Raw genomic sequence first — 24,228 nt, forward strand, 5'->3', positions numbered from 1 at the left:
CTAATCGTACTTTTTGGGTTTGGTATTATAATAAGGAGACAACGATGTCCACACATAACTATAAATTTACTACCAACCTATCTAAGGCGCTTTTAGTAGCTGCGTGCTCATTAGGATTTGCCGTTAGTGCCAATGCCGCGCCCACAACTAATACCGCAAGTATTGCGAAATCTAGCCCTGTCTTTTTGGGTGATGGTGGCAACTATCCGTTTTCAGAAGCGGTACGTGTCGGCGACACTTTGTACATGTCTGGACAAATCGGTTTTAAAGATGACAAATTGGTCAAAGGCGGGATCAAAGCGGAAGCAAAACAAGCTTTAGACAACATCCATGCCACGCTATTAAAATACGGCTATCAAAAGTCTGATATCGTCAAATGTATGGTGATGCTGACAGATATGGATGACTTTGATGATTTTAATAAAGTCTATAAAGCTGAATTGGCTAAGCCCTACCCTGTACGCTCCGCGTTTGGTGTCGCAGAGTTGGCCGCTGGTGCTAGCGTTGAAGTCGAGTGCATCGCTGCAAAATAGTAACGCTATTAAAAATAAGCCAAACTGGCTTTTTCCATGACGCGGTTATTGAGTCAATTGACCTAACTTTTGACTCAATAACCGTTCTACTTTATACAATCACGCTTTATACAATCAATCACGCTTTATACAATCATATCATCAGTGAGTGCGCTTTCTTTGGTCACTCGCAACACTTCTTCTAACGTTGTCCTGCCTGCAATGACTTTACGCAACCCATCAGCACGTATCGATGGTGTCTGCTGGCGTGCGTATTCTTCTAGCTCGTACTCCGCCGTATTACTATGAATCATCCGTCGCAAGGTGTCGTCAACGGGAACGACCTCATATATCGCGGTACGACCTTTAAAACCCGATTGATTACATTTATCGCAGCCCACTGGTTTGGGTAAATTGATGACCTCAGCTGCCAAACCTTCAACACCCAACGGTATGCCAATTTCTGTAAATAATTTTGCCTGTTCGCTATCAGCAGGCTGCCACGTGTGGCAATGCGTACACAGCGTACGTACCAAACGCTGGGCGACCACACCGATGAGCGATGAGGATAATAAAAATGGCTCTACACCCATATCTTGCAAGCGCGTCACCGCACCGATGGCAGTATTGGTGTGCAAGGTTGATAATACCAAATGTCCTGTTAACGACGCTTGTACTGCAATCTCGGCGGTCTCTAAATCGCGAATCTCACCAACCATCACCACATCGGGATCTTGACGCAACATCGCGCGCAGACTCTTGGCAAAGGTCATATCAACTTTATTATTGACTTGCGTCTGCCCAATACCATCGAGCTGAAATTCAATCGGATCTTCTGCAGTCAAGATATTACGGGTTTGATCGTTTAAGTCAGTCAATGCTGAATAGAGCGTGGTGGTTTTACCCGAACCTGTCGGCCCTGTCACCAAAATAATGCCGTGGGGACGATGAATTAAGCGTTTGAGCTCGCTATAATCATTATCAGAGAGTCCCAAATAGGTCATGTTGAGGCGACCTGCTTGTTTATCGAGCAAACGCATCACGACCCGCTCACCAAAGCTCGATGGCAATGTCGATACCCGCACATCTACTTCTCGTCCTGCTAAACGCAAACTGATACGCCCATCTTGCGGTACGCGCTTCTCCGCGATATCGAGCTTTGCCATGACCTTAATACGCGAGACCAATAGCGGTGCCAACTGGCGTTTGGGGGTGATAATTTCTTTTAACTCGCCATCGACGCGAAAGCGCACAACCAAACGTTTTTCAAAGGTTTCGATATGAATATCTGAGGCGTTGAGGCGAATCGCTTCGGACAGCAATGCATTGATCAGCCGAATAATAGGCGCATCGTCTTGCTGATCCATCAAGTCTTCAGTTTCAGGTACGCTATCCGCTAAACTATCGAGATCAGGGTGATCTTCAAGCCCAGCAGCGATATGCTGTGATTCGCCCGTATTGCCTGCATAAGCGGCGTTCATGCGTCTTTCAAAGTCATCGGTGCTGACGCTTTCGTAAGTCGGCACACCACGTATGCCCTGCTGCTGTAAAAAACGCACCGCCTCATTAATCGCTGACAACGGCGTGGCTTTGGTCAGCACTAAAGTCGGTGGCAGCTCAGGATCAATAGCAAGAATGACCAAGAGTTGATGGCGTTTGGCAAAACTGTACGGCAGTTGCATCATATAGTCGACCTGATAAATAGACATAACGTCAGAAATAAGAGCCTTTTCATGCTTCACAAAGGCATTGTGCACCTAATTGACTAAAGCAAAAAAGACTGCAAGTAAGCGCGCATGAGTTTGTTATAATAACATTTTGTTTTGAGCGAGTAGCATTTTATGTGGCTGGCTTATTTGCTAACCGCTTTATACTCAATAAGACTACCATGTGATTTCTTATTTTGCTGACAATGCGTTACTATTAGTTAGTCAGTAATTAGCCAGTCAGTCAGTAATTACCATCTACGAGTTGACGGCTATTAATTAATAACTAGTGATTAACACTCGCTTCTTAACGGCTTACATTGTTAACGCTATTTTTTTGTCCAACCCTGCACCCTCGCTATTAGGATTCTCAGTTATGTCACAGGCTTCCACTGCTACCATCCCTATGCCACTTTCCCAAGACACCTTCACTGTCGGCAGTCGTACATTTTCGTCGCGACTGTTGGTCGGTACAGGCAAATATAAAGATATGACTGAGACAGGGGCTGCCATTGGTGCCTCAGAAGCAGAAATTGTCACCGTCGCCATTCGCCGCACCAATATCGGTCAGAATAGTGACGAGCCCAACTTGCTTGATGTGATCTCCCCTGATAAATACACCATTTTGCCCAATACTGCGGGCTGTTTTGACGCTGAAACAGCGATTCGTACTTGCAAGCTTGCTCGCGAATTATTGGGTGGACACAATCTGGTTAAGCTGGAAGTCTTGGGTGATGAAAAAACCCTTTATCCTAATATCATGGAAACCTTAAAAGCCGCAAGAGTGCTGATTGATGACGGCTTTGAGGTCATGGTTTATACCTCAGACGATCCAATTGTCGCGCAAGAGCTTGAAAGCATGGGCTGCGTGGCGATCATGCCGCTTGGTAGCTTGATTGGCTCGGGTCTTGGTTTGCTCAATCGCCACACCCTTAGCCTCATTATCGAAAATGCAAAAGTGCCTGTGTTGGTTGATGCGGGTGTCGGCACGGCTTCTGATGCAGCGATTGCCATGGAGCTTGGCTGCGATGGCGTATTGATGAACTCAGCGATTGCCAATGCTCAAAACCCAGTGATGATGGCTCATGCGATGAAGCATGCTGTGTGGGCAGGACGTCAGGCTTTCTTAGCTGGTCGTATGCCGATGCGCAAAATGGCCACTGCCAGCTCACCGCAAACAGGCTATTTTTTCCAGTAGCTGTCGGCTGGGTTGCTGGTTAGCATAGCGTTTTTAATACATATTTTTAATGAAAAACCAGTGATAAACTAATAAGATAGAAACCACATAACGCTGATGGGTGCCATGACATTTTATTAAATCATGGTTTTAGTAGCCATCCAAATAGCCACTTATTGATGATGGTCAGTCCACAATAGTATCGATACAATAAGACTGAGTGTAAGCGATGGCTTACTTAGTATGGCTTACAAGGTTATCGCTGTAGCGATTTTATAATGGGCAGACCATATATCTTTTATTGAAAACTTATCGCCATAAAAGGATTTATTATGCGACTACTCACCGCTGTTGACCAGTTATTCTTACTTCTTGAGTCGCGTAAACAACCCATGCACGTGGGAGGATTGTTCTTATTCGAGTTACCACAGGATGGGCAAAATGAGGATGGTGACTTTGTCAATCAGCTCGTGCAGCAGATGCAAACCGCTACAGTACCCCCAAGCTTTCCTTTCAACCAAGTACTAGACAGACTGTTGTTTTGGAAAGAAGATGAAGAGTTCGATGTGGAGCATCATTTCCGTCATGTCGCGCTGCCCAAGCCCGGGCGTGTTCGCGAACTGCTTATGTATATCTCGAAAGAGCATAGCCGTTTGCTAGATCGCGCCATGCCTTTGTGGGAATGTCATATTATCGAAGGTATTTTGCCTGAATCCGAGGGTAGACCTGAACGTTTTGCCTTATATTTCAAAATCCATCATTCATTAGTCGATGGTGTTGCAGCCATGCGTCTGGTCGAAAAATCCTTATCACAGTCCCCCACTGAGCCTGTCAGTTTACCGATATGGTCATTGATAGCGCGTCATCGTAAGTCAGTGGATAAGTTATTACCCGCTGACCGCTCTATAACCAGTATCTTAAAAGAGCAATTATCTACCATCAAGCCCGTCTTTACCGAACTGCTCGACAACTTTAAGCATGGTGATGATGAAGGTTATGTCGGTACCTTTGATGCACCCATGAGTATTCTCAACCAACGTATCTCAGCCTCACGGCGCATTGCCGCTCAGTCTTACGACATGCAGCGCTTTCGTGTCATCGCTGATGCATTTGAAGTTAACGTCAATGACGTGGTATTGGCTGTCTGTGCAGGCGCGCTGCGTCGTTACTTGCTCTCCATGAACGCCTTGCCGACTAAGCCATTGATCGGCTTTGTACCGATGTCTTTACGCTGCGATGAAAGTGCATCGGGCAATCAAATTTCATTTTTGATGGCAAATCTGGGCACGCACTTAGACGACCCAGCCAAGCGTCTACAATTGATTTATAAGAGTATGAATAGTGGTAAACGTCGCTTTAGACGTATGAACAAAGCGCAAATTATCAACTATAGCGCGATCGCTTATGCGTGGGAAGGTATCAACGTACTGACGGGTTTATTCCCTAGAAAGCAGGCGTTTAACCTCATTATCTCAAATGTGCCAGGCTCTAAAAAACCATTATATTGGAATGGCGCACCGCTAAAAGCGCTATATCCAGCCTCCATTATCGTTGATGGACAAGCGCTGAATATCACGCTTTCTAGCTATCAAGATAAAATCGAATTTTGTATTACTGCTTGTAGCAAGCTGCTACCGCACGTTCAAGACATGCTAGGATTACTTGAAGAAGAGCTAATCTTATTGGAAGGTATCAGCGAGGCTAAGACTGTAGCGGCAAGTTAATAAAGTATTTCAGCAATAAAATACCTAAGCTATTACGCAATAAAAAAGCTGGCACCATGATGGCGCCAGCTTTTTTATGTCGAAAACTTGAAGGCTAGGAATATTACTGACTCATCATTTGAGCACATATCACGCCATCACAAGTTTATCGATGATTTACTATACCGCGTCACCCCATATTGGGACAACCACTTGCATCAGTGGTTTTAGCAGTTTGATGTTGCACGCAAAGATAGAGCCTGAGGTCATTGAGTCGTGTGCACCAGTATGATCGACGACGACACCACGTGCCTCAGTGACGATAAGCTCACCAGCAGCGATGTCCCACGGCTTGATAGACATCTCAAAATAACCATCGAAACGACCAGCGGCCACATAGCATAAATCAAGTGCCGCTGAGCCTAAACGACGAATTTGACCACCCGCTTCAGAGACTTTCTGTAGGCTTTCAAAATGCTCTTTCGCATAAGAGACAATCTCACCATTGCGCTTACGCTCAAGCGGATGACCCGTAGTAAATAGACCACCGTCAAGTGTTTTGCGTTCGCTCACTTGCATACGGCGATTGTTCAAGCGCGCGCCTTTACCGCGGCTAGCAGAGAACATCTCATCACGGACTGGATCATAGACCACACCATGTTGGGTAACGCCTTTATGCTGTACAGCAATCGATACGCAGAACTGCGGCACACCATGAACGAAGTTTTTGGTGCCATCTAGCGGATCGATAATCCAGCACCAGTCAGCGTCTTCGCCGCGACCTTCCTGCATACCAAACTCTTCACCCAAAAACGAATGATTCGGATAGCTGGCCTTTAGCGTCTCAATCGTCAGCTCTTCACTGAAACGATCAATACGTGTGACCAGTCCATCAAGTCCTTTCGACTCGATGTCCAATTCGATTTTGTGGCGGTTTTGATGCGCATATAAAATCTCTTTACCAACTTTTTCAGCAGTACGCGCTGCGATGACGACCATGGGTTCCATAAATAACCTATTTGCTTGATGAATGAATATAAAAAATAAGACTAACTTTGTGCCCACAACATGCCGATTAGACTAGCCGCATCACACCACATCTATGCGATTTAAAAAACGTGTCTTTTATAGATGAAAACTTATAAACGACAACCGCATTATACTAAAATTGTTCGATAAAAACGAAAAAACCATTACGTTCGCCAAACCAACCCATATTTTGGTGGTCATCACAAACTGCGCAAGTTGTAAAAAAGTCAGCACCCACGGCTAAGTAGGCGTTATATCTATTGATCAAGCTATCTGTTTTTTCACTTAAACAGATAGCTATCAAAACATTTTACGATAATAAGTTTTGTACTTGGCCAACCACGCCTTGGACATCTAAACCACAATCAGCCCATTGCTCAGCTTGTGAACCATGCGCGATAAAGCGATCAGCGATGCCAATATTACAGACAGCCGGACGACTATTTTTAAAGGCTAGCGATTCGTTAAGCAAATACTCATTGACCGCACTACCCGCGCCGCCCATCGTCATATGCTCTTCTAAGGTCGCGATATGCGTGATACCTTGCTCAAGTAAGGTTTCGAGCAATTTAGTATCTAACGGTTTTACCCAGCGCATATTGACCACGTGCACCTGACAGTCTGGCTCTGCATTTAGTTCTGCATCATCATTGGTGATAGCTTGTGCTGCTTGCTGAGCCGTCGCAACCATCGTGCCAAATGCCAGTAGCGCCAGTTTTTTAGGCGCATTGTCGTTACCTAATACCGCCTCTACCACTGCTTCGCCGATGTTATAAGTTTGTGCTGGCTGAGTAATAACAGCCCCAGTACCGACACCGCGCGGATAGCGTACGGCTGTACAACCTTGGTACTCATAACAGGTATTGAGCAAATGGTAACATTCGTTCTCGTCTTTTGGCGCAGCAATCAACATGTTGGGCACGCAGCGTAAAAAGGCAAAATCAAACACGCCTGCATGAGTAGCGCCGTCTTCACCAACCAGACCCGCGCGATCGATAGCAAAGGTCACATCAAGGTTTTGCAACGCCACATCATGAATCAGCTGATCGTAACCACGTTGCAAGAACGTCGAATAAATCGCCACGATAGGTTTAACGCCTTGGGTCGCCATACCAGCGGCCAGCGTCACCGCATGTTGTTCAGCGATAGCAACATCAAAAAAACGCGTTGGGAAATGATGAGCAAAGTCGATCATCCCCGAGCCTTCTTCCATAGCAGGCGTAATAGCCAACAACTTATCGTCTGTCGCCGCTTTATCACATAAGAACTGGCCGAATACTTGTGAGTACTTTAAGGCAGGTCTAGTTTTTGGAATGTCAGCTTTTGGAATATTAGTTGCTGAAACTTTGCCTTCTGTAGGTTTTGCTTCAGCATCTTCGACAGGCAATTTACCGATAGCATGATAGCCAACTGGATCTAATTCAGCTGGCGCAAAACCCTTGCCTTTAGTGGTATAAATATGGACTAACACCGGACCCTTTACTTGCTTGGCAAGCGACAATACTCGTAGCAGCTCAGGCACATTATGTCCGTCAAAGGGACCAAAGTAAGTAAAGCCAACCGCTTTAAATAAATTGTCTTCTAGCTGCGGCACATCGCGCATTTCTTTATGGCGTTTACGGCGGTCAAACGCTTGCATATCAGGGCGCTGGCATAGCACTGGCTCGCCTGCATCAGAGATATCAACTTGATAACCTGATTCCCACAGCATGGCTAAATGCCGTGAAAAGCCACCGATAGAACAAGATATCGACATATCGTTGTCATTTAAAATAACCAACAGATCCGCATCTTGTTGCACCGCATCATTCATGGCTTCAAATGCCATACCACCGGTCATCGCACCGTCACCAATAATACAAGCCACGGTTTGCGCGCGGCCTTGGTAACGCAGCGCCAGACTCATGCCTAGACCAGCTGAAATGGAAGTCGATGAATGCCCAACGCCGAACGTATCGTAAGCTGACTCAGCACGCTCAGGAAAAGCGGTCAAACCGTCTTTAGAACGAATCGTTCCGAGCTTATCGCGGCGACCTGTCAGTACTTTATGCGCATAAGCTTGGTGACCCACATCCCAAACGATCTGATCTTGCGGCGCATCTAAGAGGTAATGCAGCGCAATCGTCAGCTCAACCACCCCCAGATTTGCACCGAAATGTCCGCCACTCTGACCCGCTGAATACAATAAAAAAAGCCGCAATTCATCAGCCAAATTAATAAGCTGAGCGGTAGTAAATTTTTTCAGATCAGAGGGCGTATTGATCGCATCGAGTAGCGGTGTATGAGGACGCACACGTGGAATCACTGCATACGTCTGTTGCAGACTGGATAGCTTAGCAGCAGACTCCATGGCTGACGCAGATACTGACTGAGACTGTGGGGAATAAGGTGACTGCTGCATAAACCGTACGATACCTACCAATCTGCTGACAAGGGATTATCCTAGAATATTACTATGGTTATCAATAACTAAGTGGCGTTAATAATAGTGGCGTTAATAATAGCAATAATCACGACACCATGATGGATGTCATTGACTATAAAATTACTGATAGCGCTCATCGCTTATATAATGACGCATAGCAATAAGTACGCCGCCATAATAGACGACGATGGTCTTAACGCTGTGACACCAAGTATTGCTATTATGCCTCATTGTCTGCCATCAATATCAGACGTTAGTGACGACATAGTAATGTAAGGGCAAAGACTTGTCACTGTATCCGTTAAAATAGTATGGCATAATAGCATTATTTTTTAATTGTCGCTTTAATCATCGTGCGTCGTCTGTGAACTTTGTGTGTTTTTATAATAAGCGCTATAAACACGTTGTCTTCACGAACCGGTTATACTGATAACCTCTTAACCATAATAATATGGCTATGCCAAAATCCGCTACCGCCTCGATGATCGGCTCATGTAGGACATTAATGTCATATCAATTTATCACCAGCGCCACACTACCTACTCGTCACGGCGAGTTTGATATTCATATCTTTGAAAATGAAGACGGTCAAGAGCATGTGATGCTGACGGTCGGTCTGTCTGTGGTTGAGCAAAATAAAGACGCTGTCGATGTCTTGACGCAAAAGCATGACACGCTAGCAGAACGACCTATCCCATTGGTACGTATTCACTCTGAATGCTTGACTGGTGATGCATTTAGTTCATTGAAGTGTGACTGTGGCCCCCAGCTTAATACAGCGATGCAAGCGATACAAGAAACTGGTTACGGGGCAATTCTTTACCTGCGCCAAGAAGGTCGCGGCATTGGGCTGACCAATAAAATCCGTGCCTATGCGCTGCAAGATCAAGGGCATGATACCTTAGATGCCAATCTGATGTTAGGCTTGCCTGCTGACGCGCGCGTTTATGATATGTGCAGCCCGATGCTCGCCCATGTGGGCGTTGATGCAGTGAGACTGATCACCAATAATCCAGACAAAGTTGCTTATTTGACTGCCCATGGTATCGATGTCGTGGAGCGAGTACCATTGGTCGTTGGCGTTAACGACATGAATGCAGACTATCTGGCCACTAAGCGTGATCGTATGGGACATTTACTCGATAAAGAATTCAATACCGCAATACACCTGAATAAATAGATATTTTTATGAACAATCAAAATTTAGACAACAATGCAAACCCCTTAACTACAGACGCTGCAAACCTAGAATCGAAGAACCTAGAATCGAAGAAACCGGAATCGAAGAAAACAGTCACTCCGACCAGCGATGATATCATGCGAGTGCGTGCGTTTTTAGTTGATTTACAGGCGCGTATTTGCCAAGCGTTAGAAGCACAGGAGCGCGACGGTGGAGGTACTGCAACTTTTGTTCCCGACGATTGGGAGCGTCCTGAAGGCGGCGGTGGTAGGTCGTGTGTATTGGCAGACGGTGAGGTTATCGAAAAAGCGGGAGTCATGTTTAGCCATATCCATGTCCATAACTTACCCGCCTCAGCCACCGCGCGTCACCCCGATATTACAGGTCGCAAAGCACAAGCCATGGGTGTGTCATTGGTTGTTCATCCCAAAAATCCCAACGTCCCTACCAGTCATGCCAACGTACGCTTGTTCATCGCCGAAGCCGAGGGCGAAGCGCCCATCTGGTGGTTTGGCGGTGGGTTTGATTTGACCCCGTTCTATCCAGTATTAGCCGACTGTGTCCATTGGCACCAAGTCTGTCACGACCTATGCGCGCCCTTTGGCGACACTGTCTACCCTGACTTTAAACAATGGTGCGATGAGTATTTCCATTTGCGCCATCGTGATGAGCAACGCGGTATCGGTGGTCTATTCTATGATGACGTCAGTACTGAAAGTCGCGGCTGGGACTTTGAGACTTGCTTTAACTTTATGCAGGCGGTGGGCAACGGTTATCTTGACGGTATCATGCCGATTTTTGAGGCACGTAAAGAGACGCCATATACCGAAGCGCAGCGTGAGTTTCAACTCTATCGTCGTGGCCGCTACGTCGAGTACAATCTGGTATATGATCGTGGAACGCTATTTGGGCTACAAAGTAACGGACGTATTGAGTCAATTCTAGTCAGTATGCCACCGCTTGCCAGCTGGCATTATCGATTCGAGCCGGAACCTAGCACACCTGAGTTTGAGTTGACCGACTTTTACTTAAAACCGCGTGAATGGTTAGCGCTATAGGTGTTGTAAATATCACGGTATTCATACTTTTTGAGAATATTAAGAAGGCCAGCTACTATCGCTGGCCTTTTTTTATTGTCAGTACTGTTTAAACCACCCACCCTCTCGTCGTTATTGTAAAAAATATGTTGTGTAATTACTATACAATCATCGCAACCAACCATAAGCAGCCATACCTAAGTTAAGTTATGCTTATTTAAAATATTACGAGGATATAACAACTATATAATTCCCATCGCCCAGATAACCGTTACAATAGAAGGCATTCTTTATTAGCAACTGTGCTCAAAAGAATTTTAGGCAGTATTTTGTATAACTATATTTTACGACAAAGCGAGCGTTTGTAATCGCGCTTACTATTAGCCAAGTTTAAAGGAGTAAGTCATATGGCACAGGTTTATACCAATAAATCTTTCAAATCTTTGGTTAGCATTACTTTGATGGCAGCTGCACTGGGTCTAACAGCCTGTAGCACCTCAACAGAATCTAACCCTGACGTGCAAGCGCGTCAAGACACTATGAAAAACTGGGGCGATGCAATGGGCGTCATGGGTGATATGGCAAAAGCACCTGACACATTTGATTCTGAAGTATTTAAAGAGCAAGCGGCGTTCTTGGCAGAAGATGCCGCCAAGCCTTGGAGTCATTTTGAAGATCCAGAAGCGGTAGGTAATGCTACTGAAGCGGTTTGGTCTAATGCGGATGAGTTCCGTGCAGAAGCCGACAACTTTCAAAAAGTCACCGCTGAGCTAAGCGCTACCGCACAAACTGCCACTAGCATGGATGACGTTAAACCAGCCTTTGGTCAAGTTGGTGCAAGCTGCAAATCATGTCATACAGATTTTAGAGCTAAAACTGAATAAATACCCGTTGATTGATAACAAAAAAACCGCCGTATCCTTTGATATGGCGGTTTTTTTTAAGGTCGTTTGAAAGTTCGATTACTTAGGCAATAGATTTGGCAAGTCTATCGAACAAACAAAATTGCCTCATCAGTTCAACTACTCTGTCGCGGCTTTATTAACATCAACAGCTTGTTGCTCATTTTGTTGCTCATTGATTTTATTGACAATCGCTTTCACAGAGGGGTCACTTAAATCGATAGTACGTATCGGGAAAGGAATATTCACGCCTGCTGCATCAAGGGCTTTCTTAATTTCTACGATCACTTGATGAATAGAAGCAACTTTATTAGCCTGCGTACCATCTTCAATAAACCAGCGCACCATCAGATCCATAGACGATCCACCAAATCCCGTTGCAATCACGCTTGGCTTAGATTTAGTGGAAACACTATCCACTTTATCCAACGCTTGCATAATCTCAGCTTTAGCCGCTTCGATATCATCTTCATAACCAATGCCGACCGCCACTTGTAAACGACGCTGTTTGTAGGCGGTATTGACAATTAATGCTGAGGTATATAGATCTGAATTGGGAATAACGACTTGCCGACCATCATAAGTCTTGATGGTGGTTGCACGGATTTTAATATCCTCAACTGTACCCTCATATTCTCCAGAAACGATCTGATCGCCAATACGAAATGGCTCCGAGATGAGTAGCAAAATACCAGATAGTAAGTTTTGAAAAATATCTTTGAAAGCAAAACCAATGGCGATCGAACCAATACCGAGTGCGCCAATCAGCTTCGCAGGCGTAAATCCTGGTACGGCGATCACCATGGCAATCATAAAGCCAATAAAGAAAATAAGCGCCCCGCCTACCCGCTGAAACACTTTGACCAAGTTCTGATGCCGACTACGACTACCTAATAATTTGTGAACGATTTTTTTGAAAACAATCGATAAAAACCAAAAAATCAGGAGAACGATAATTGATGCGACAAAATATGGGATACGTTCAACAAAGCCAATCCATATCTCATTTGCTGAACCAAGGATGCTTTGATAAGTAAAAACATCAGTCGTTGTCGCTGAGTTAATCGTCGCTGGATCAGCAGCAGTAGGGTTTGCCTCAGGGCTGGGCATGCAGGGATCACTCCTTAAATTATTAAACTTTTTTATTCATTAATGCTTATATTTTTTAACTGTCTAACATCTAGCGCATCAAATCTGCTTGTACGATTTCAATCCAGTAGCCGTCGACGTCTTTGATAAAGGCAATGTTTTTCATACTACCCTCTTCTGGACGTTTTTTGAATTCGACATCATTTTTATCAAACCAAACAACGGCTTCATCTAAGCTAGGTACGCTAAAGCAAATATGACCAAAGCCTTGTGGTTCGCCATTGCCATCGTGATAGCTGAAGTCAGCCTTTGTCTCAGTACCATAATTATGCGTCAACTCTAAAATTCCACGTTGACGGAATGCAAATATTTCTAAGTCGTCACCAGCGGGCAAATTGTCCCGCTCACTCTCAGTTAACTGGGCTAAAAAGTATAAATCAAAACCCATGTCAGGGAACTTTTTTACCGCGAGCAAGGTCATACCAAGAACACCAGTATAAAACGCTAATGATTTTGCAGGGTCTTTCACGCGTAGCATCGTATGGTTAAAAGTAAAGCCAGTGGTTTGTGCGGCAATCGACTGCACACCATCGGCCTGAACACTGTTTGCGGGCTGCGCTACCGTTGCTTCATTATGCACATTTTCTGAATGGGACGCTGAAGTAGACATGTTTATCCTAATAATTGAAGAGTTATTAATATTGAAAGACCAGAAAATCATGGCTGTCATGATTGGCTTGACACTCTCATCATAATAAAAAATCGCGGGACTAGTGATAGGGTTTTGTAAGAGCTGATAGTCTATACAGTCAATCGATAGGGATATTTATATGAAATAACTCGGTGTAGCCGCACAAACCATACATCAAATAAGAGTAAGGCAGGCGCGACTTTATTAATAAAAAAATAACTATTAGCTGTCTAAAAATCGTACCTTTCCTGTCTCTAGATCATACTCTGCACCAACGACCAATAACTGACCACTGCTGGTCAAATCCTCTAACGCTCGCGAACCATGCTTGAGCTGGCTGACCGACATGCGCACGTTGGCACGTATCGAGCGATCGACCAATTCATCAGCATCGACATCTTGCCCATTGGCAGTGGCGAGCTCATGAAGGTTGTAGACGCTTGGGCGAATACGATCGACGATTGACTGTAAGTTAGGTGAATAATTCTGCTCAGGGTTAATCAATGTTTCAACGCAAGCCGTGACAGCGCCGCATTTTGAGTGTCCAAGTACCACTACCAATTGCGTGCCAAAGGCTTCGGCTGCAAACTCAATTGAACCAATCTGCGATGGTGCAACCACGTTACCCGCAACTCGTATAACGAACAAATCTCCCAAACCTTGATCAAATACAATCTCGACTGGTACTCGTGCATCTGAGCAACCCAAAATAATAGCCAATGGATTTTGATCCTTGACCAACTCTGGACGGCGCTGCATATACTCATCGGTACTGGTGAGGCTATCAACGTAGCGCGCATTACCGTCTCTTAGTAGTTCGAGTGCTTCTAGACCTGTTTGTGGACGAGTATCATTAGGCATAAAGGGTCCTTGATTATCAAATGATTGGAATAATAAATCTCTGTTTTTTGACCATGGCTTGGCTAAGCATTTTGCCATACACAGCCGGCTCATTTTATTTCTTAGCCACAAAATGATTGTATAGGAATAAAAGCAGAAAAATAATAAAAAAATCGCTTTTAATCTTGCTAGGCCGTGTCTTCATTTTAAGAACGATTTTAAAAACGAGATAAATTGCCGTCAAGCGAGAAAAACAGCATGGATAATATCGGGATATTAACCAGCTATTTGACGATGTTTGGCAAAATTTTACTTTACAACAAAGTAGCATCGCTAACTTATAACGAACTGGCACTGACTTATATCCAAGGTTTGTTATAATACGCAGCAACCAAACCCTATTGATACCCATCGTTTATCCCCATACCAAACCACCTTGAAGGCAGTGCTTTAGACGTATAGCTGTACTGAGATGTTGGATACTTAGGAACCAACCTTATGACCGAATCACCTTCAAACACGCACCAAGCTGCGGCGTCACTTGACACGGTACTACTGCAACTGACTGGTATAAAAAAAACCTATGACCAAACCGAAGTACTAAAAGACATCAATCTCGACATCAAGCATGGTGAGTTTTTGACCTTGCTTGGCCCGTCAGGCTGCGGCAAGACGACATTGCTACGCTTGATTGCCGGTTTTGAGCAGCCAAATGCTGGTGCTATCTATCTGGATGGTGTGCAGATGTCAGGCTTGCCAGCGGATAAGCGTCCGGTCAATACGGTGTTTCAGCAGTATGCCTTGTTTCCGCATATGACCGTCGCGCAAAACGTGGCTTATGGTCTTAAAATTAAAAAGGTGCCTAAAGATGAGATTAAAACGCGCGTGAGCGAGATGCTAGCAATGGTGCAATTAGAGCATCTCGCCAATCGCAAACCGCAGGATTTATCTGGTGGTCAGCAGCAGCGTGTTGCCATCGCACGGGCGGTCATTAATCGTCCTAAATTATTGTTACTTGATGAGCCACTATCGGCGCTCGACCACAAGTTGCGTTTGCAAATGCAGTCTGAACTAAAGCGGCTACAGCGTGAACTGGGCATTACCTTTGTCTTCGTCACCCATGACCAAGAAGAAGCACTATCGATGTCAGACCGTATTGCGGTGATGAAAGACGGCACCTTTCAGCAAATCGGTACACCTATCGAGATTTATGAAACGCCCGCGAATTTATTTACCGCCAAATTTATCGGTGAGACCAATCTATTCAAAGCAGAAGTCAAAGGCGTCTACGCTGACCAGCCAGATCGTGATGGCAAAGTCACCAACGGACGTATCGAAGTCGAAGTCTGTGAGGCACAAGCGCAAGACGGCCCGACGACGTTACGTAATTTACGTCGTCCTGATTTTGCCAATGATGTGCAAGTAGGCGACATCGTCAACTTACTACTGCGCCCTGAAGATTTGCGAATTTATGATCCTAATGACGATGTCCATACTGGACTGTTTGGCCGAGTGATTGAAAGTAACTATAAAGGTAGCACCTTAGACTCTATTATTGAATTGGCAAACGGTCATATTATCAAGGCTTCTGAATTCTTTGATGAAGATGATCCAAGCTTTGATTATAAATTGAATGAAGCGGTCAAGGTCTCATGGGTTGATGGCTGGGAATGGGTATTGCCAGAAGATTCTGAAACTGTGCCAGATACGACTGTACAAAAGGATGTCAGCTGATGGCACGTACTAGCCGTTTCAATTTGGGCAGCAAAAGTCCATTTCGTACCGCCACGCTTTGGCTAATATGGGGTTGGCTACTGATATTTGCACTATTACCAAATATCCTAGTCATCGCTGTTAGTTTTTTGACCCGCGATAGCAGCGCTTTTATCAGCTTTCCGGTCAGCATCGACAGCTATGTACGCATAATTGATCCGTTGTATTTTGAGGTATTTGTCCATTCATTATGGATGGCAAGTATCACCACGGTTATCTGCTTGCTGCTTGGTTATCCTTTTGCGTGGCTGGTCTCTAAAGCCAAAACTCGCTGGCAGCCGCTGCTCATGATGCTATTGATATTGCCGTTTTGGACGAACTCTCTAGTACGCACTTATGCCCTCAAGTTATTGTTTGCTAATAATGGTTTGATTAATAAATTCTTGCTAGCGATAGGTGTGATTGATACTCCTATTGATATTTTATACACGCAAGGCGCGGTCATAGCGGGACTGACCTATTTGTTATTTCCCTTTATGGTATTGCCGTTGTATGCAGTCTTTACTGACTTGCGCAATGACATGCTACTCGCGTCGCAAGATTTGGGTGCATCGAGAAGGCAGACCTTTTGGCATGTGGTGCTACCACTCACAACACCAGGGATTATCTCTGGGGTACTGTTGGTGTTATTACCAGCGATGGGTATGTTCTATGTGGCCGATATTTTGGGTGGCTCGCGCAACTTGTTGGTCGGTAATATTATCAAAAACCAATTTTTGGATGCGCGTGATTGGCCGTTTGGTGCAGCTGCCAGCGTATTATTGACCCTAGCGATGGCGGTATTATTACTCGCCTATCGTGCCAGTAGTCGCCGCATTGGCAAGACTGACTTTAATGAGGTGGCCTAATGTCTTATAGATCACTGAATAAAAAAACTCGTCCGCTTAAGATTGGCAGTATCGCCGCCAAAGGCTATCTTGGGCTGATTTATGCCTTACTATATCTGCCCATTATCGTCCTAGTCGTGATGTCTTTTAACAAGTCAAAAATCGGCTACAACTGGGATGGCTTTAGCTTAAAGTGGTACGAATCGCTATTTAATAACCAAGCGATGCTCGATGCTTTTTGGCATTCTATTGTATTGGGTTTAGTTGCCGCGACTGTCTCAACTTTGATAGGAACGCTCACTGCCCTAGCCTTACACCGTTATAACTTTCGCGGTAAGGGCTTATTAAATGGGCTGTTATTTGTCCTGATGATGTCGCCTGAGATTGTACTCGCTATCTCATTATTGGCGCTGTTCCTACTAATCGGTTTGCAGTTGGGCTTTGTCTCACTGCTATTGGCGCACATTACTTTTTGCCTACCCTTTGTTGTCATTACTGTCTTTGCACGCTTAAGCAGCTTGGATGAGCGCTTGATGGAAGCGGCGCGCGACTTGGGCGCCAATGAATCAACCATGGTGCGTACCGTGCTGATTCCCGTTATTTTGCCAGCAGTAATGGCAGGTTGGTTGCTCGCCTTTACGTTGTCATTGGATGATGTGGTGGTTTCAACCTTTGTCACGGGCCCTAGCTATGAGATATTACCGCTACGAATTTACTCGATGGTACGGGTAGGACTTAAGCCAGAAGTTAATGCTATTGGTACACTATTATTAGTCGCTTCTTTAATATTGGTCATCATCTCACAGCTACTGTTACGCAAGCGCTAGCTGTCCATGGCTCATTAATCATACGCTATGAATGAAAGTCAGCAACATATGTACTATAATGAATTTTTCTCAACTTAGCAGGCAGGTTGTCTTATGCTAGAGCTCCGCCATCTTAATACGTTAACTGCATTACGAGCGCATGGTTCACTTGCTGCGGCTGCCGATGAGCTGCATGTGACAGCTTCTGCGGTCTCGCATCAGCTAAAAGAGCTAGAGAATTATTACGATATTAGCTTGGTCAATCGCCGCACGCGTCCGCTGACTTTTACGCCAGCTGGCAAGACGGTACTGGCATTGGCAGACAGCATTATGCCGCAGGTCACTCGTACCAAATCCAATCTGAAACGCTTGGCACACGGTCAAGCAGGTAGATTACGCCTAGCATCCGAGTGTCATAGCTGCTTTGATTGGCTCATGCCGATACTTAATCATTACCGCCGCGAATGGTCGGATGTCGAGCTGGATTTTGCGACAGGGTTTGAGCCTGAACCGCATCATTTATTAATGGAAGGTGATATTGATTTACTCATTACGACCAGTGATTTACCGATAGAGGGTATCAGTTATCAGCCGCTATTTGAGTATGAGAGTCGCTTGGTACTGTCACCCACGCATGATCTAGCAGCACAGACATTTATTGAGCCAACTGATTTGGTCAATGAAACCCTGATCGCCTATCCGGTAGAAGCCAAACGTCTCGATATTATTGCTAACTTTATGACACCAGCGCAAGTCAGCTTTGAGAGTGTTCGTACGACAGAGCTGACGGCAATGCTGATCCAGCTGGTCGCGAGCGAGCGCGGCGTAGCAGCACTGCCCGACTGGGTCGTTGCTGAATATGAGAAAAAAGGCTGGGTCGTCTCGCGACCGCTAGGTAATGGTGTGCATTGCCAGCTGTATGCAGCGACACGCACGTCAAGCCAAGATACCGCTTATATGCAAGGGTTTGCGAGTTTGTTACAAGGAATAGTAAAGCCGGTGTAATATTTCACTATTTACTAAATTATTCCAGTTAAGAAATATCGTCCGCTTTCTTACGTTATGACGAGCATGGGGTTTTGGATCATTATTTTTATTTACCATAAGCGCTGTTATGGGAACAATAACCGCTTGTGTCGTGCTAAAAGCATCATATTTTAAGCTCATTTTTGATACATCCTATAGTCTCACGTAGCGCCCAAAAGTTAGCAGTTATTTTATCCGCTACTAGCACTATGTTTAAATCCAGCACCTCACTCAATGAATGGGCGGTACTGCTCACCGTTTTAGGGTCGAATACATATCACCTAAATACTCTCTCTGTAGTTGCTAATACATATCTCATCAATCACCTCGTTTTATAAACTTATGTCCATTTATCATGTTAGAATTTATATCTTAGTGATATTTAGGACGATACTATGGCAGCTTATATCACCGTCGGCGCGACGACAACTCATGGCGGTAAGGTGATTAGTGGATCACCACATACGACTCACAACGGTATTCCAATATCGCGTAAAGGCGATAAAGTCATCTGTAAAAAATGTAAAAAACTGACGACTATTTTAACTGGGGACGCCTCGTTTATTGTCGATGGTGCCCCTATTGCTCGCGCAGGAGATGTAACCAGCTGCGGTGCTAAGCTCATTGCGGTTCAGCAGTCGTTCTGTGAATCTGATTTTGAGGTAATGGGCGTTGAGCAGCCCGCGCCTATACAGTTTCCTAAATCTGACCCAGAGATTTTGTTTGCTAGCTTCGCAGCTTCCGATGATAAAGATTCTGAAGCTGAAATGTCTGATGAGGAGTTAGACTCTTGGCGTGAAGATGCTGTCGCAGACGGTTTAGAAAATGGTTTGGTAGCAAATGCTGATGGCGGCATCCTTCCTAGTTTCGGCCCCTCTAATCAAGATATTAGTGACTTTTCGGGGATATCAAAGGATAAAATAGATGCAGTTGGAAATACCGCCGCTGGATTTAACCAAATGTGGACGTTTGGATTATCAGATGTTCTTTTAGGTGCGCCAGATCCTAATAGCGTCGGTACTAAAGCAGGTCAAGTAGCTGGAATGGTAGCAGGAACCTTAACAGGTAGCACAGCAGCTAATTCAGCTATTAAAGTTGGGCAGGCGACTAAAGCTGCACAGGCTCAAAGAGCTGCGACAATTGCAAATGCAGCTCACAGATCTGCAGACAATGCTAAAGCCTACAAAAATTATGTTGGCTACGGTGACTCAGTTGTAGTTCGAACTACTCAGCAAGGCGATAAAGCGATGCGGGTAACCAGAAGCAATGGTAATGTTGTTGACATATCAAGATCTAGAGTAAAAGAATATACTCCCAATAGCCATCCTAAAGCGCCGCCTGGAATCATGCAGAAAATAAAGTTTCCTGAGTCTTTATCAGGTTCAAAAGGGTATAAAAGACTACCTACTAATGAAGAGAAAAAAGCACTGGAGCATGCCGTAAAATGATTATTAACAACGTTTTAGAAGACTATGCCAGCCTGTTATGTTCGTATTGGTCAAGAGTTAAAAATCTAGAGAATTCAGATACTACTGAATCCTTTAAGGATGACTGGCTACAAGCTAACTGGGAGTTGATTGTTGAAAGGCAATTAGGAGGCTTCGATTTATACTTAGAAGTATATGGAGACGGTGCAGATTGTAACGGCGAAAGCTCTAGAGTCTTATTTCCTGACAAACGAGCGACTCATAACATAACCCTAAGCTCTAAAAATGAAAATAACATCTATGATTTTTTAGGAGAAGGTTATATAAATAATGATTCTGAAAAAATCATTTTCCAAAGATTTGTCACCATAAAAGAAGACGGCTGGTACTATGAGGAACCTCCTTTTGATATGGTAGAAGCTTTATATAAAGATGAAGTTATCATAGTGAAATTTGATGCCGTGAATGCAGAATTAGGTATTATCTCTTAAGTATATTTTTTCAGACAATAAAAACTACAGTGGAATGACCCCTGCCATCAATTCCGTAGAAATTAACTTGAGAGATTTTAATCAGGCAAAGTTCTAAAAAATTGAACCACGATTTGTCGTGGTTTTTTCGTTTCTTGGACTTATAAAGTCAAATAGAAACTTAGGTTATCGATTGTTACATTGGTAGCTAAACCGATTTCATATGAATAGTTCCGCTGGGGTATACCCCAAAGGAACCAGTTATTCCACCCTTCAAACCAATTAATAGACCACTTAAAATAGACTGCAATAAAAGAACTACTCAAATCAGACCATTAAGTGAGTAATATCTATCGAAGGTTACAAAATCAGCTTAAATAAATAAAACCCCAGTGCTGTTGCCAATAATGTCAGTCCCACATGTAAACCGATGAGCGCCAATCCTGCCAGCAGACGGCCGTCATTAATAAAGGTAAAGACCTCCGCGCTAAAAGTGCTAAACGTCGTCAGCCCACCCAAAAAACCAGTGATGACGAACAGTCTAACATTGTCAGACAAGCCGCTACCCATCCGCCCGAACCACACTAGAGCGAGCCCTATTAGTAAGCCACCCAACACATTAGCGCCCAACGTACCTAGTGGTATCCAATGATGCAGCGGATTAAAGCGCGCAAGCCAGCCTCGCAAACACGCGCCCAGTGCGGCGCCTAAACCAATCGCAATCCACTGCATAGATCATCCTTAGGTTTAATAAAGGCTAACGAATAGCGTATTGAGAAAGTCACCTTTAAACTGCTGGTAGCTCTGTCATCGGCCAGCGCGGCACGCAGCTCACCGCCAAATCATCTGACTGTCCCGCTTGCAGGCGCTCGTAACCGGCATAAGCAATCATCGCACCATTGTCCGTACATAATGCTGGCGGTGCATAATGAACCGTCGCGTTTATTTTGGCTAGCTCAGCTTCTAATGTCTCGCGCAGATGAGTATTGGCACTGACGCCACCCGCAATCACCAAACGGTTCATCTCTGCTTGCTTGAGCGCTTTGATGGATTTTTTTACCAGTGTATCGACCATCGCGTGTTGGAAACTGGCAGCGATATCCGCGCGAACTTGTGGGTCGCTGTCCAAGACATTACCCGAACCACCTGAGCATGGCGTGTCCTTGATTAGGTTATGCACGGCCGTTTTCATACCGCTAAAGGAAAAATCCAAACCACGATGTAACATCGGTCTTGGCAAACTGTAAGCATTTGGGTTGCCAGTCTCTGCCAGTTTGGCGATATTGGGACCACCAGGATAAGGTAAGCCCAACATTTTGGCGGCTTTATCAAAGCACTCACCTGCCGCATCATCTATCGATTCGCCCAATATCTCATACTGACCCACACCACGTGCGGCGATAAGCAAAGTATGCCCACCAGACACTAACAGCGAGACAAAAGGAAAAGCTGGAGGGTTTGTACCCATGAGCGGTGCCAACAGATGACCTTCCATATGATGGATACCAATCGCAGGAATATCTAAGCCATACGCCAAGCTGCGTCCAAACAATGCACCCGTCATTAAAGCGCCAATAAGCCCGGGGCCTTTGGTATAAGCAATCGCATCAATCTCGCTTTTCTTGACGTCGCACTGCTCGAGCAACTCATTAAGCAAAGGCACCAGCTTGCGAATATGATCACGGCTGGCAAGCTCAGGTACAACGCCGCCGTAGAGTGCATGCAGCTCTATCTGTGAATACAATACCTGTCCAACCAGACCTTGATTGTCACTGTTCATTTGCTCACTATCAAAAATCGCTAGTCCCGTCTCATCACAAGAGGTCTCTAAACCCAATACCTTCATACTTTTGCCTTTATACCTTTGTTTTCGAGCTGCTTTTTGCCGTTTTTTTATCTTACATCACTTTAGGAATTTGAATAGCGAATAAAATAAGCCAAATACTATTTCTAGTTCAACAAATAATTTTCGCACAGTCAGTCATATTCGTTAAGGTTGATATCAATAAAAAACGGGCATAAAAAAACCGCCATTGTCAGTCACAATGACGGTCAGTTTAACAAATTTCAATGGCTAATATATTCTATTCAGCCTTATCAGCTCACAGATGCTAGCATATAATCAACCGCTGCATGCACTTGCGCTTCAGTGACGCCATTTACCGCTTGCGCTGGCATCTTATTAAAGCCTTTAGCGGAGTGACTATACAGCGTTTCTTTATCCTTAGTCAGACGAGCCGCCCAAGCTGCCGTATCGCCATATTTTGGCGCATTGAGCAAACCAGCAGCATGACAAACCTGACAGTTTGACTCATACAGTTTAGCACCAGCATCAGCAGCCAGCACTTCAGGCTCAGCAACAATTTCAGGTGCTACCGCTTCTTCAACCATCATGTCGGTAGACTCTGTTTCTGCTTCAATCACAGGCTCAGGCGTCGTGATTTCAGGTTCTGCTACGACTGTTTCTTCAACGGCAGTATTAGCAGGTTCATTGGCTGCTGTAGTCTCTTCAGTGGCCGTGTTATCGCCACTACAAGCACTCACTGCGAGTATCACGCTCATACTGATTACAGACAATCTCAGTTTCTTCATATACGATTGTATATCAATCATGGTTTTACCCTTACTTAGTAAGTCTGTAATCGGTTAATAATTCAATATATAAGCTCAAAATACTTGCCTATACTACTAATGACTGTCTAAGAGTTCGTTCAGCACTAACTTATTCAGCAGTGGCTGCCGCTGCATCTTCAGTAGCCATATCAGTGCTGTCAGTAGTCGGAGCAGCTGCTGTATCAGCACTATCGGTAGCCGTTGCTTCTGCCATATCAGTATCAGCCATACCGGCTTCAGCAGTAGTAGCACCATCGACTGCCGTACCGTCCGCAGTCATCTCCGCAGCTGGCATCGGGGCGGTTTCTGGAAACTCCATTTCTTCAGCAGGTGGGCCATTTTTGATCGCAAGTGCCGCTGCTTCATCAACGCGATCTTTTGCATATACTTCATGCTCTTTGTCGCCACCACAAGCGCTCACGCTCGCACCCAAAGCAACGATAAATGCTGTGCTCAACACCGTACTTAATACTGTTTTTTTCATGCCAACATCCTCAATAAAATACACATAAAACGGTTCATATGCTTACTAGGGTCTATTTGATATTCAAACGTGGTGCTGGCAGTCACTATTTTTTAGACAATATGCAGTGAAACTGTTGAAGCCTAGTCATTCTAGGTTAAACCATTTCGCCATATGTTGGCAAAAAATAGCCCTGCCCTCCACTCGAGCACAGCTCTTGCCTTGCGAACGGGCAAAGCAGTGCTTTGCTCTATCCGTTCTCAAGGCTGATGCTAAAATTACCCCAGCCGTTGCTGAAAACCTAGCTAAGGTCTCGACATTATCGTCGGTTTTCGCCTAGTTTGGGGTAACTTTAGCCATCAGCAGCCCTAATATTTGAATATCAAACAGACCCTATAATATGGAAATTATCATAGCATAAACTCCAACCAAACCGTTATAGACTGTAGGGACTTTTTATTCACGGTAAATTCTGTATCCTGAGTCAATCTAAAGCAAGACAGTTGCGCTGAAATACTCATCTAAGCAAATA

22 protein-coding genes are annotated in these 24,228 nt (G+C 44.7%); 12 read left to right on the forward strand and 10 right to left on the reverse strand.

Annotation, left to right across the window (positions count from 1 at the left end; genetic code table 11):
• Nucleotides 1-44: 44 nt before the first annotated feature.
• Complete coding sequence (locus tag AAEY72_RS11075; protein WP_352310560.1) at nt 45-533, forward strand: RidA family protein; 489 nt, start codon at nt 45-47, stop codon at nt 531-533.
• A 125-nt stretch (nt 534-658) separates the two neighbouring features.
• Here AAEY72_RS11075 and gspE read toward each other — a convergent pair whose 3' ends face one another.
• Nucleotides 659-2,197, reverse strand: coding sequence for a type II secretion system ATPase GspE (gspE, locus tag AAEY72_RS11080; protein ID WP_352310584.1), 1,539 nt, complete (start codon nt 2,195-2,197; stop codon nt 659-661).
• Between the two features lie 427 nt (nt 2,198-2,624).
• On the opposite strand from gspE, the gene AAEY72_RS11085 reads away from it, so the two are divergent.
• The gene (locus AAEY72_RS11085; RefSeq protein ID WP_026037035.1) at nt 2,625-3,416 is read left to right on the forward strand and encodes a thiazole synthase; all 792 of its coding nucleotides are present in this window, start codon (nt 2,625-2,627) and stop codon (nt 3,414-3,416) included.
• Nucleotides 3,417-3,727: 311 nt separating this feature from the next.
• Nucleotides 3,728-5,119 carry a WS/DGAT/MGAT family O-acyltransferase gene (locus AAEY72_RS11090; protein WP_352310561.1) on the forward strand — a complete coding sequence of 464 codons (1,392 nt, stop codon included), beginning with the start codon at nt 3,728-3,730 and terminating at the stop codon, nt 5,117-5,119.
• Between the two features lie 159 nt (nt 5,120-5,278).
• Here the strand turns inward: AAEY72_RS11090 and AAEY72_RS11095 are convergent, their stop codons facing one another.
• Nucleotides 5,279-6,106, reverse strand: a complete 828-nt coding sequence (locus AAEY72_RS11095) for an inositol monophosphatase family protein (protein ID WP_010195855.1) — start codon at nt 6,104-6,106, stop codon at nt 5,279-5,281.
• Nucleotides 6,107-6,437: 331 nt separating this feature from the next.
• Entirely contained in the window at nt 6,438-8,528 is a 2,091-nt protein-coding gene (gene dxs, locus AAEY72_RS11100) for a 1-deoxy-D-xylulose-5-phosphate synthase (RefSeq protein WP_352310562.1), read from the reverse strand.
• 529 nt (nt 8,529-9,057) lie between these two features.
• Here dxs and ribA point away from each other — a divergent pair.
• From ribA to AAEY72_RS11115, 3 genes are all read left to right on the forward strand, one after another.
• Nucleotides 9,058-9,732 carry a GTP cyclohydrolase II gene (gene ribA / locus AAEY72_RS11105; RefSeq protein WP_352310563.1) on the forward strand — a complete coding sequence of 225 codons (675 nt, stop codon included), beginning with the start codon at nt 9,058-9,060 and terminating at the stop codon, nt 9,730-9,732.
• Between the two features lie 137 nt (nt 9,733-9,869).
• Nucleotides 9,870-10,790: an oxygen-dependent coproporphyrinogen oxidase gene (gene hemF, locus AAEY72_RS11110; protein WP_352310585.1), complete on the forward strand. Its 921-nt coding sequence runs from the start codon at nt 9,870-9,872 to the stop codon at nt 10,788-10,790.
• A 386-nt stretch (nt 10,791-11,176) separates the two neighbouring features.
• Nucleotides 11,177-11,653, forward strand: coding sequence for a c-type cytochrome (locus AAEY72_RS11115; RefSeq protein WP_189583072.1), 477 nt, complete (start codon nt 11,177-11,179; stop codon nt 11,651-11,653).
• A gap of 138 nt (nt 11,654-11,791) precedes the next feature.
• Here the strand turns inward: AAEY72_RS11115 and AAEY72_RS11120 are convergent, their stop codons facing one another.
• From AAEY72_RS11120 to AAEY72_RS11130, 3 genes are all read right to left on the reverse strand, one after another.
• Nucleotides 11,792-12,781 carry a mechanosensitive ion channel family protein gene (locus AAEY72_RS11120; RefSeq protein ID WP_352310564.1) on the reverse strand — a complete coding sequence of 330 codons (990 nt, stop codon included), beginning with the start codon at nt 12,779-12,781 and terminating at the stop codon, nt 11,792-11,794.
• A gap of 70 nt (nt 12,782-12,851) precedes the next feature.
• Nucleotides 12,852-13,430: a lactoylglutathione lyase gene (gloA, locus tag AAEY72_RS11125; protein WP_194620731.1), complete on the reverse strand. Its 579-nt coding sequence runs from the start codon at nt 13,428-13,430 to the stop codon at nt 12,852-12,854.
• A 243-nt stretch (nt 13,431-13,673) separates the two neighbouring features.
• Nucleotides 13,674-14,312 carry a carbonic anhydrase gene (locus tag AAEY72_RS11130; RefSeq protein ID WP_026037038.1) on the reverse strand — a complete coding sequence of 213 codons (639 nt, stop codon included), beginning with the start codon at nt 14,310-14,312 and terminating at the stop codon, nt 13,674-13,676.
• Between the two features lie 477 nt (nt 14,313-14,789).
• Here AAEY72_RS11130 and potA point away from each other — a divergent pair, with 477 nt between their 5' ends.
• From potA to AAEY72_RS11160, 6 genes are all read left to right on the forward strand, one after another.
• On the forward strand, nt 14,790-16,025 hold the full coding sequence (gene potA, locus AAEY72_RS11135) for a spermidine/putrescine ABC transporter ATP-binding protein PotA (protein ID WP_352310565.1): 1,236 nt from the start codon (nt 14,790-14,792) through the stop codon (nt 16,023-16,025).
• The gene (gene potB / locus AAEY72_RS11140) at nt 16,025-16,912 is read left to right on the forward strand and encodes a spermidine/putrescine ABC transporter permease PotB (protein WP_352310566.1); all 888 of its coding nucleotides are present in this window, start codon (nt 16,025-16,027) and stop codon (nt 16,910-16,912) included. The genes potA and potB overlap by 1 nt, the downstream gene beginning before the upstream one ends.
• Nucleotides 16,912-17,718: a spermidine/putrescine ABC transporter permease PotC gene (gene potC, locus AAEY72_RS11145; RefSeq protein ID WP_352310567.1), complete on the forward strand. Its 807-nt coding sequence runs from the start codon at nt 16,912-16,914 to the stop codon at nt 17,716-17,718. Before potB ends, potC begins: the two co-directional genes overlap by 1 nt.
• Before the next feature lie 93 nt (nt 17,719-17,811).
• On the forward strand, nt 17,812-18,702 hold the full coding sequence (locus AAEY72_RS11150) for a LysR family transcriptional regulator (RefSeq protein WP_352310568.1): 891 nt from the start codon (nt 17,812-17,814) through the stop codon (nt 18,700-18,702).
• 416 nt (nt 18,703-19,118) lie between these two features.
• Nucleotides 19,119-20,171, forward strand: a complete 1,053-nt coding sequence (locus AAEY72_RS11155; RefSeq protein WP_352310569.1) for a PAAR domain-containing protein — start codon at nt 19,119-19,121, stop codon at nt 20,169-20,171.
• Entirely contained in the window at nt 20,168-20,641 is a 474-nt protein-coding gene (locus tag AAEY72_RS11160; protein ID WP_352310570.1) for a hypothetical protein, read from the forward strand. The genes AAEY72_RS11155 and AAEY72_RS11160 overlap by 4 nt, the downstream gene beginning before the upstream one ends.
• Before the next feature lie 339 nt (nt 20,642-20,980).
• Here the strand turns inward: AAEY72_RS11160 and crcB are convergent, their stop codons facing one another.
• The 4 genes from crcB to AAEY72_RS11180 all read right to left on the reverse strand — a co-directional run bounded on the left by crcB (nt 20,981) and on the right by AAEY72_RS11180 (nt 23,717).
• Entirely contained in the window at nt 20,981-21,352 is a 372-nt protein-coding gene (gene crcB, locus AAEY72_RS11165; RefSeq protein WP_010195891.1) for a fluoride efflux transporter CrcB, read from the reverse strand.
• Nucleotides 21,353-21,407: 55 nt separating this feature from the next.
• A complete protein-coding gene (gene tsaD / locus AAEY72_RS11170) occupies nt 21,408-22,466 on the reverse strand; it encodes a tRNA (adenosine(37)-N6)-threonylcarbamoyltransferase complex transferase subunit TsaD (protein ID WP_352310571.1) in 1,059 nt (352 codons plus the stop codon).
• A gap of 251 nt (nt 22,467-22,717) precedes the next feature.
• The gene (locus AAEY72_RS11175; RefSeq protein WP_352310572.1) at nt 22,718-23,233 is read right to left on the reverse strand and encodes a c-type cytochrome; all 516 of its coding nucleotides are present in this window, start codon (nt 23,231-23,233) and stop codon (nt 22,718-22,720) included.
• Nucleotides 23,234-23,342: 109 nt separating this feature from the next.
• The gene (locus tag AAEY72_RS11180) at nt 23,343-23,717 is read right to left on the reverse strand and encodes a hypothetical protein (RefSeq protein WP_352310573.1); all 375 of its coding nucleotides are present in this window, start codon (nt 23,715-23,717) and stop codon (nt 23,343-23,345) included.
• Nucleotides 23,718-24,228: the final 511 nt, after the last annotated feature.

Origin of the sequence: Psychrobacter sp. W2-37-MNA-CIBAN-0211 (assembly GCF_040309405.1) — a bacterium.
In the GTDB taxonomy this organism is placed as follows: Bacteria; Pseudomonadota; Gammaproteobacteria; order Pseudomonadales; family Moraxellaceae; genus Psychrobacter; species Psychrobacter glaciei.

Bases quoted from the DNA above. Each gene is read 5' to 3' on its own strand.
- AAEY72_RS11075 (WP_352310560.1), top strand. From the start codon at position 45: ATGTCCACACATAACTATAAATTTACTACCAACCTATCTAAGGCGCTT.
- gspE (WP_352310584.1), bottom strand. From the start codon at position 2,197: ATGATGCAACTGCCGTACAGTTTTGCCAAACGCCATCAACTCTTGGTC.
- AAEY72_RS11085 (WP_026037035.1), top strand. From the start codon at position 2,625: ATGCCACTTTCCCAAGACACCTTCACTGTCGGCAGTCGTACATTTTCG.
- AAEY72_RS11090 (WP_352310561.1), top strand. From the start codon at position 3,728: ATGCGACTACTCACCGCTGTTGACCAGTTATTCTTACTTCTTGAGTCG.
- AAEY72_RS11095 (WP_010195855.1), bottom strand. From the start codon at position 6,106: ATGGAACCCATGGTCGTCATCGCAGCGCGTACTGCTGAAAAAGTTGGT.
- dxs (WP_352310562.1), bottom strand. From the start codon at position 8,528: ATGCAGCAGTCACCTTATTCCCCACAGTCTCAGTCAGTATCTGCGTCA.
- ribA (WP_352310563.1), top strand. From the start codon at position 9,058: ATGTCATATCAATTTATCACCAGCGCCACACTACCTACTCGTCACGGC.
- hemF (WP_352310585.1), top strand. From the start codon at position 9,870: ATGCGAGTGCGTGCGTTTTTAGTTGATTTACAGGCGCGTATTTGCCAA.
- AAEY72_RS11115 (WP_189583072.1), top strand. From the start codon at position 11,177: ATGGCACAGGTTTATACCAATAAATCTTTCAAATCTTTGGTTAGCATT.
- AAEY72_RS11120 (WP_352310564.1), bottom strand. From the start codon at position 12,781: ATGCCCAGCCCTGAGGCAAACCCTACTGCTGCTGATCCAGCGACGATT.
- gloA (WP_194620731.1), bottom strand. From the start codon at position 13,430: ATGTCTACTTCAGCGTCCCATTCAGAAAATGTGCATAATGAAGCAACG.
- AAEY72_RS11130 (WP_026037038.1), bottom strand. From the start codon at position 14,312: ATGCCTAATGATACTCGTCCACAAACAGGTCTAGAAGCACTCGAACTA.
- potA (WP_352310565.1), top strand. From the start codon at position 14,790: ATGACCGAATCACCTTCAAACACGCACCAAGCTGCGGCGTCACTTGAC.
- potB (WP_352310566.1), top strand. From the start codon at position 16,025: ATGGCACGTACTAGCCGTTTCAATTTGGGCAGCAAAAGTCCATTTCGT.
- potC (WP_352310567.1), top strand. From the start codon at position 16,912: ATGTCTTATAGATCACTGAATAAAAAAACTCGTCCGCTTAAGATTGGC.
- AAEY72_RS11150 (WP_352310568.1), top strand. From the start codon at position 17,812: ATGCTAGAGCTCCGCCATCTTAATACGTTAACTGCATTACGAGCGCAT.
- AAEY72_RS11155 (WP_352310569.1), top strand. From the start codon at position 19,119: ATGGCAGCTTATATCACCGTCGGCGCGACGACAACTCATGGCGGTAAG.
- AAEY72_RS11160 (WP_352310570.1), top strand. From the start codon at position 20,168: ATGATTATTAACAACGTTTTAGAAGACTATGCCAGCCTGTTATGTTCG.
- crcB (WP_010195891.1), bottom strand. From the start codon at position 21,352: ATGCAGTGGATTGCGATTGGTTTAGGCGCCGCACTGGGCGCGTGTTTG.
- tsaD (WP_352310571.1), bottom strand. From the start codon at position 22,466: ATGAAGGTATTGGGTTTAGAGACCTCTTGTGATGAGACGGGACTAGCG.
- AAEY72_RS11175 (WP_352310572.1), bottom strand. From the start codon at position 23,233: ATGATTGATATACAATCGTATATGAAGAAACTGAGATTGTCTGTAATC.
- AAEY72_RS11180 (WP_352310573.1), bottom strand. From the start codon at position 23,717: ATGAAAAAAACAGTATTAAGTACGGTGTTGAGCACAGCATTTATCGTT.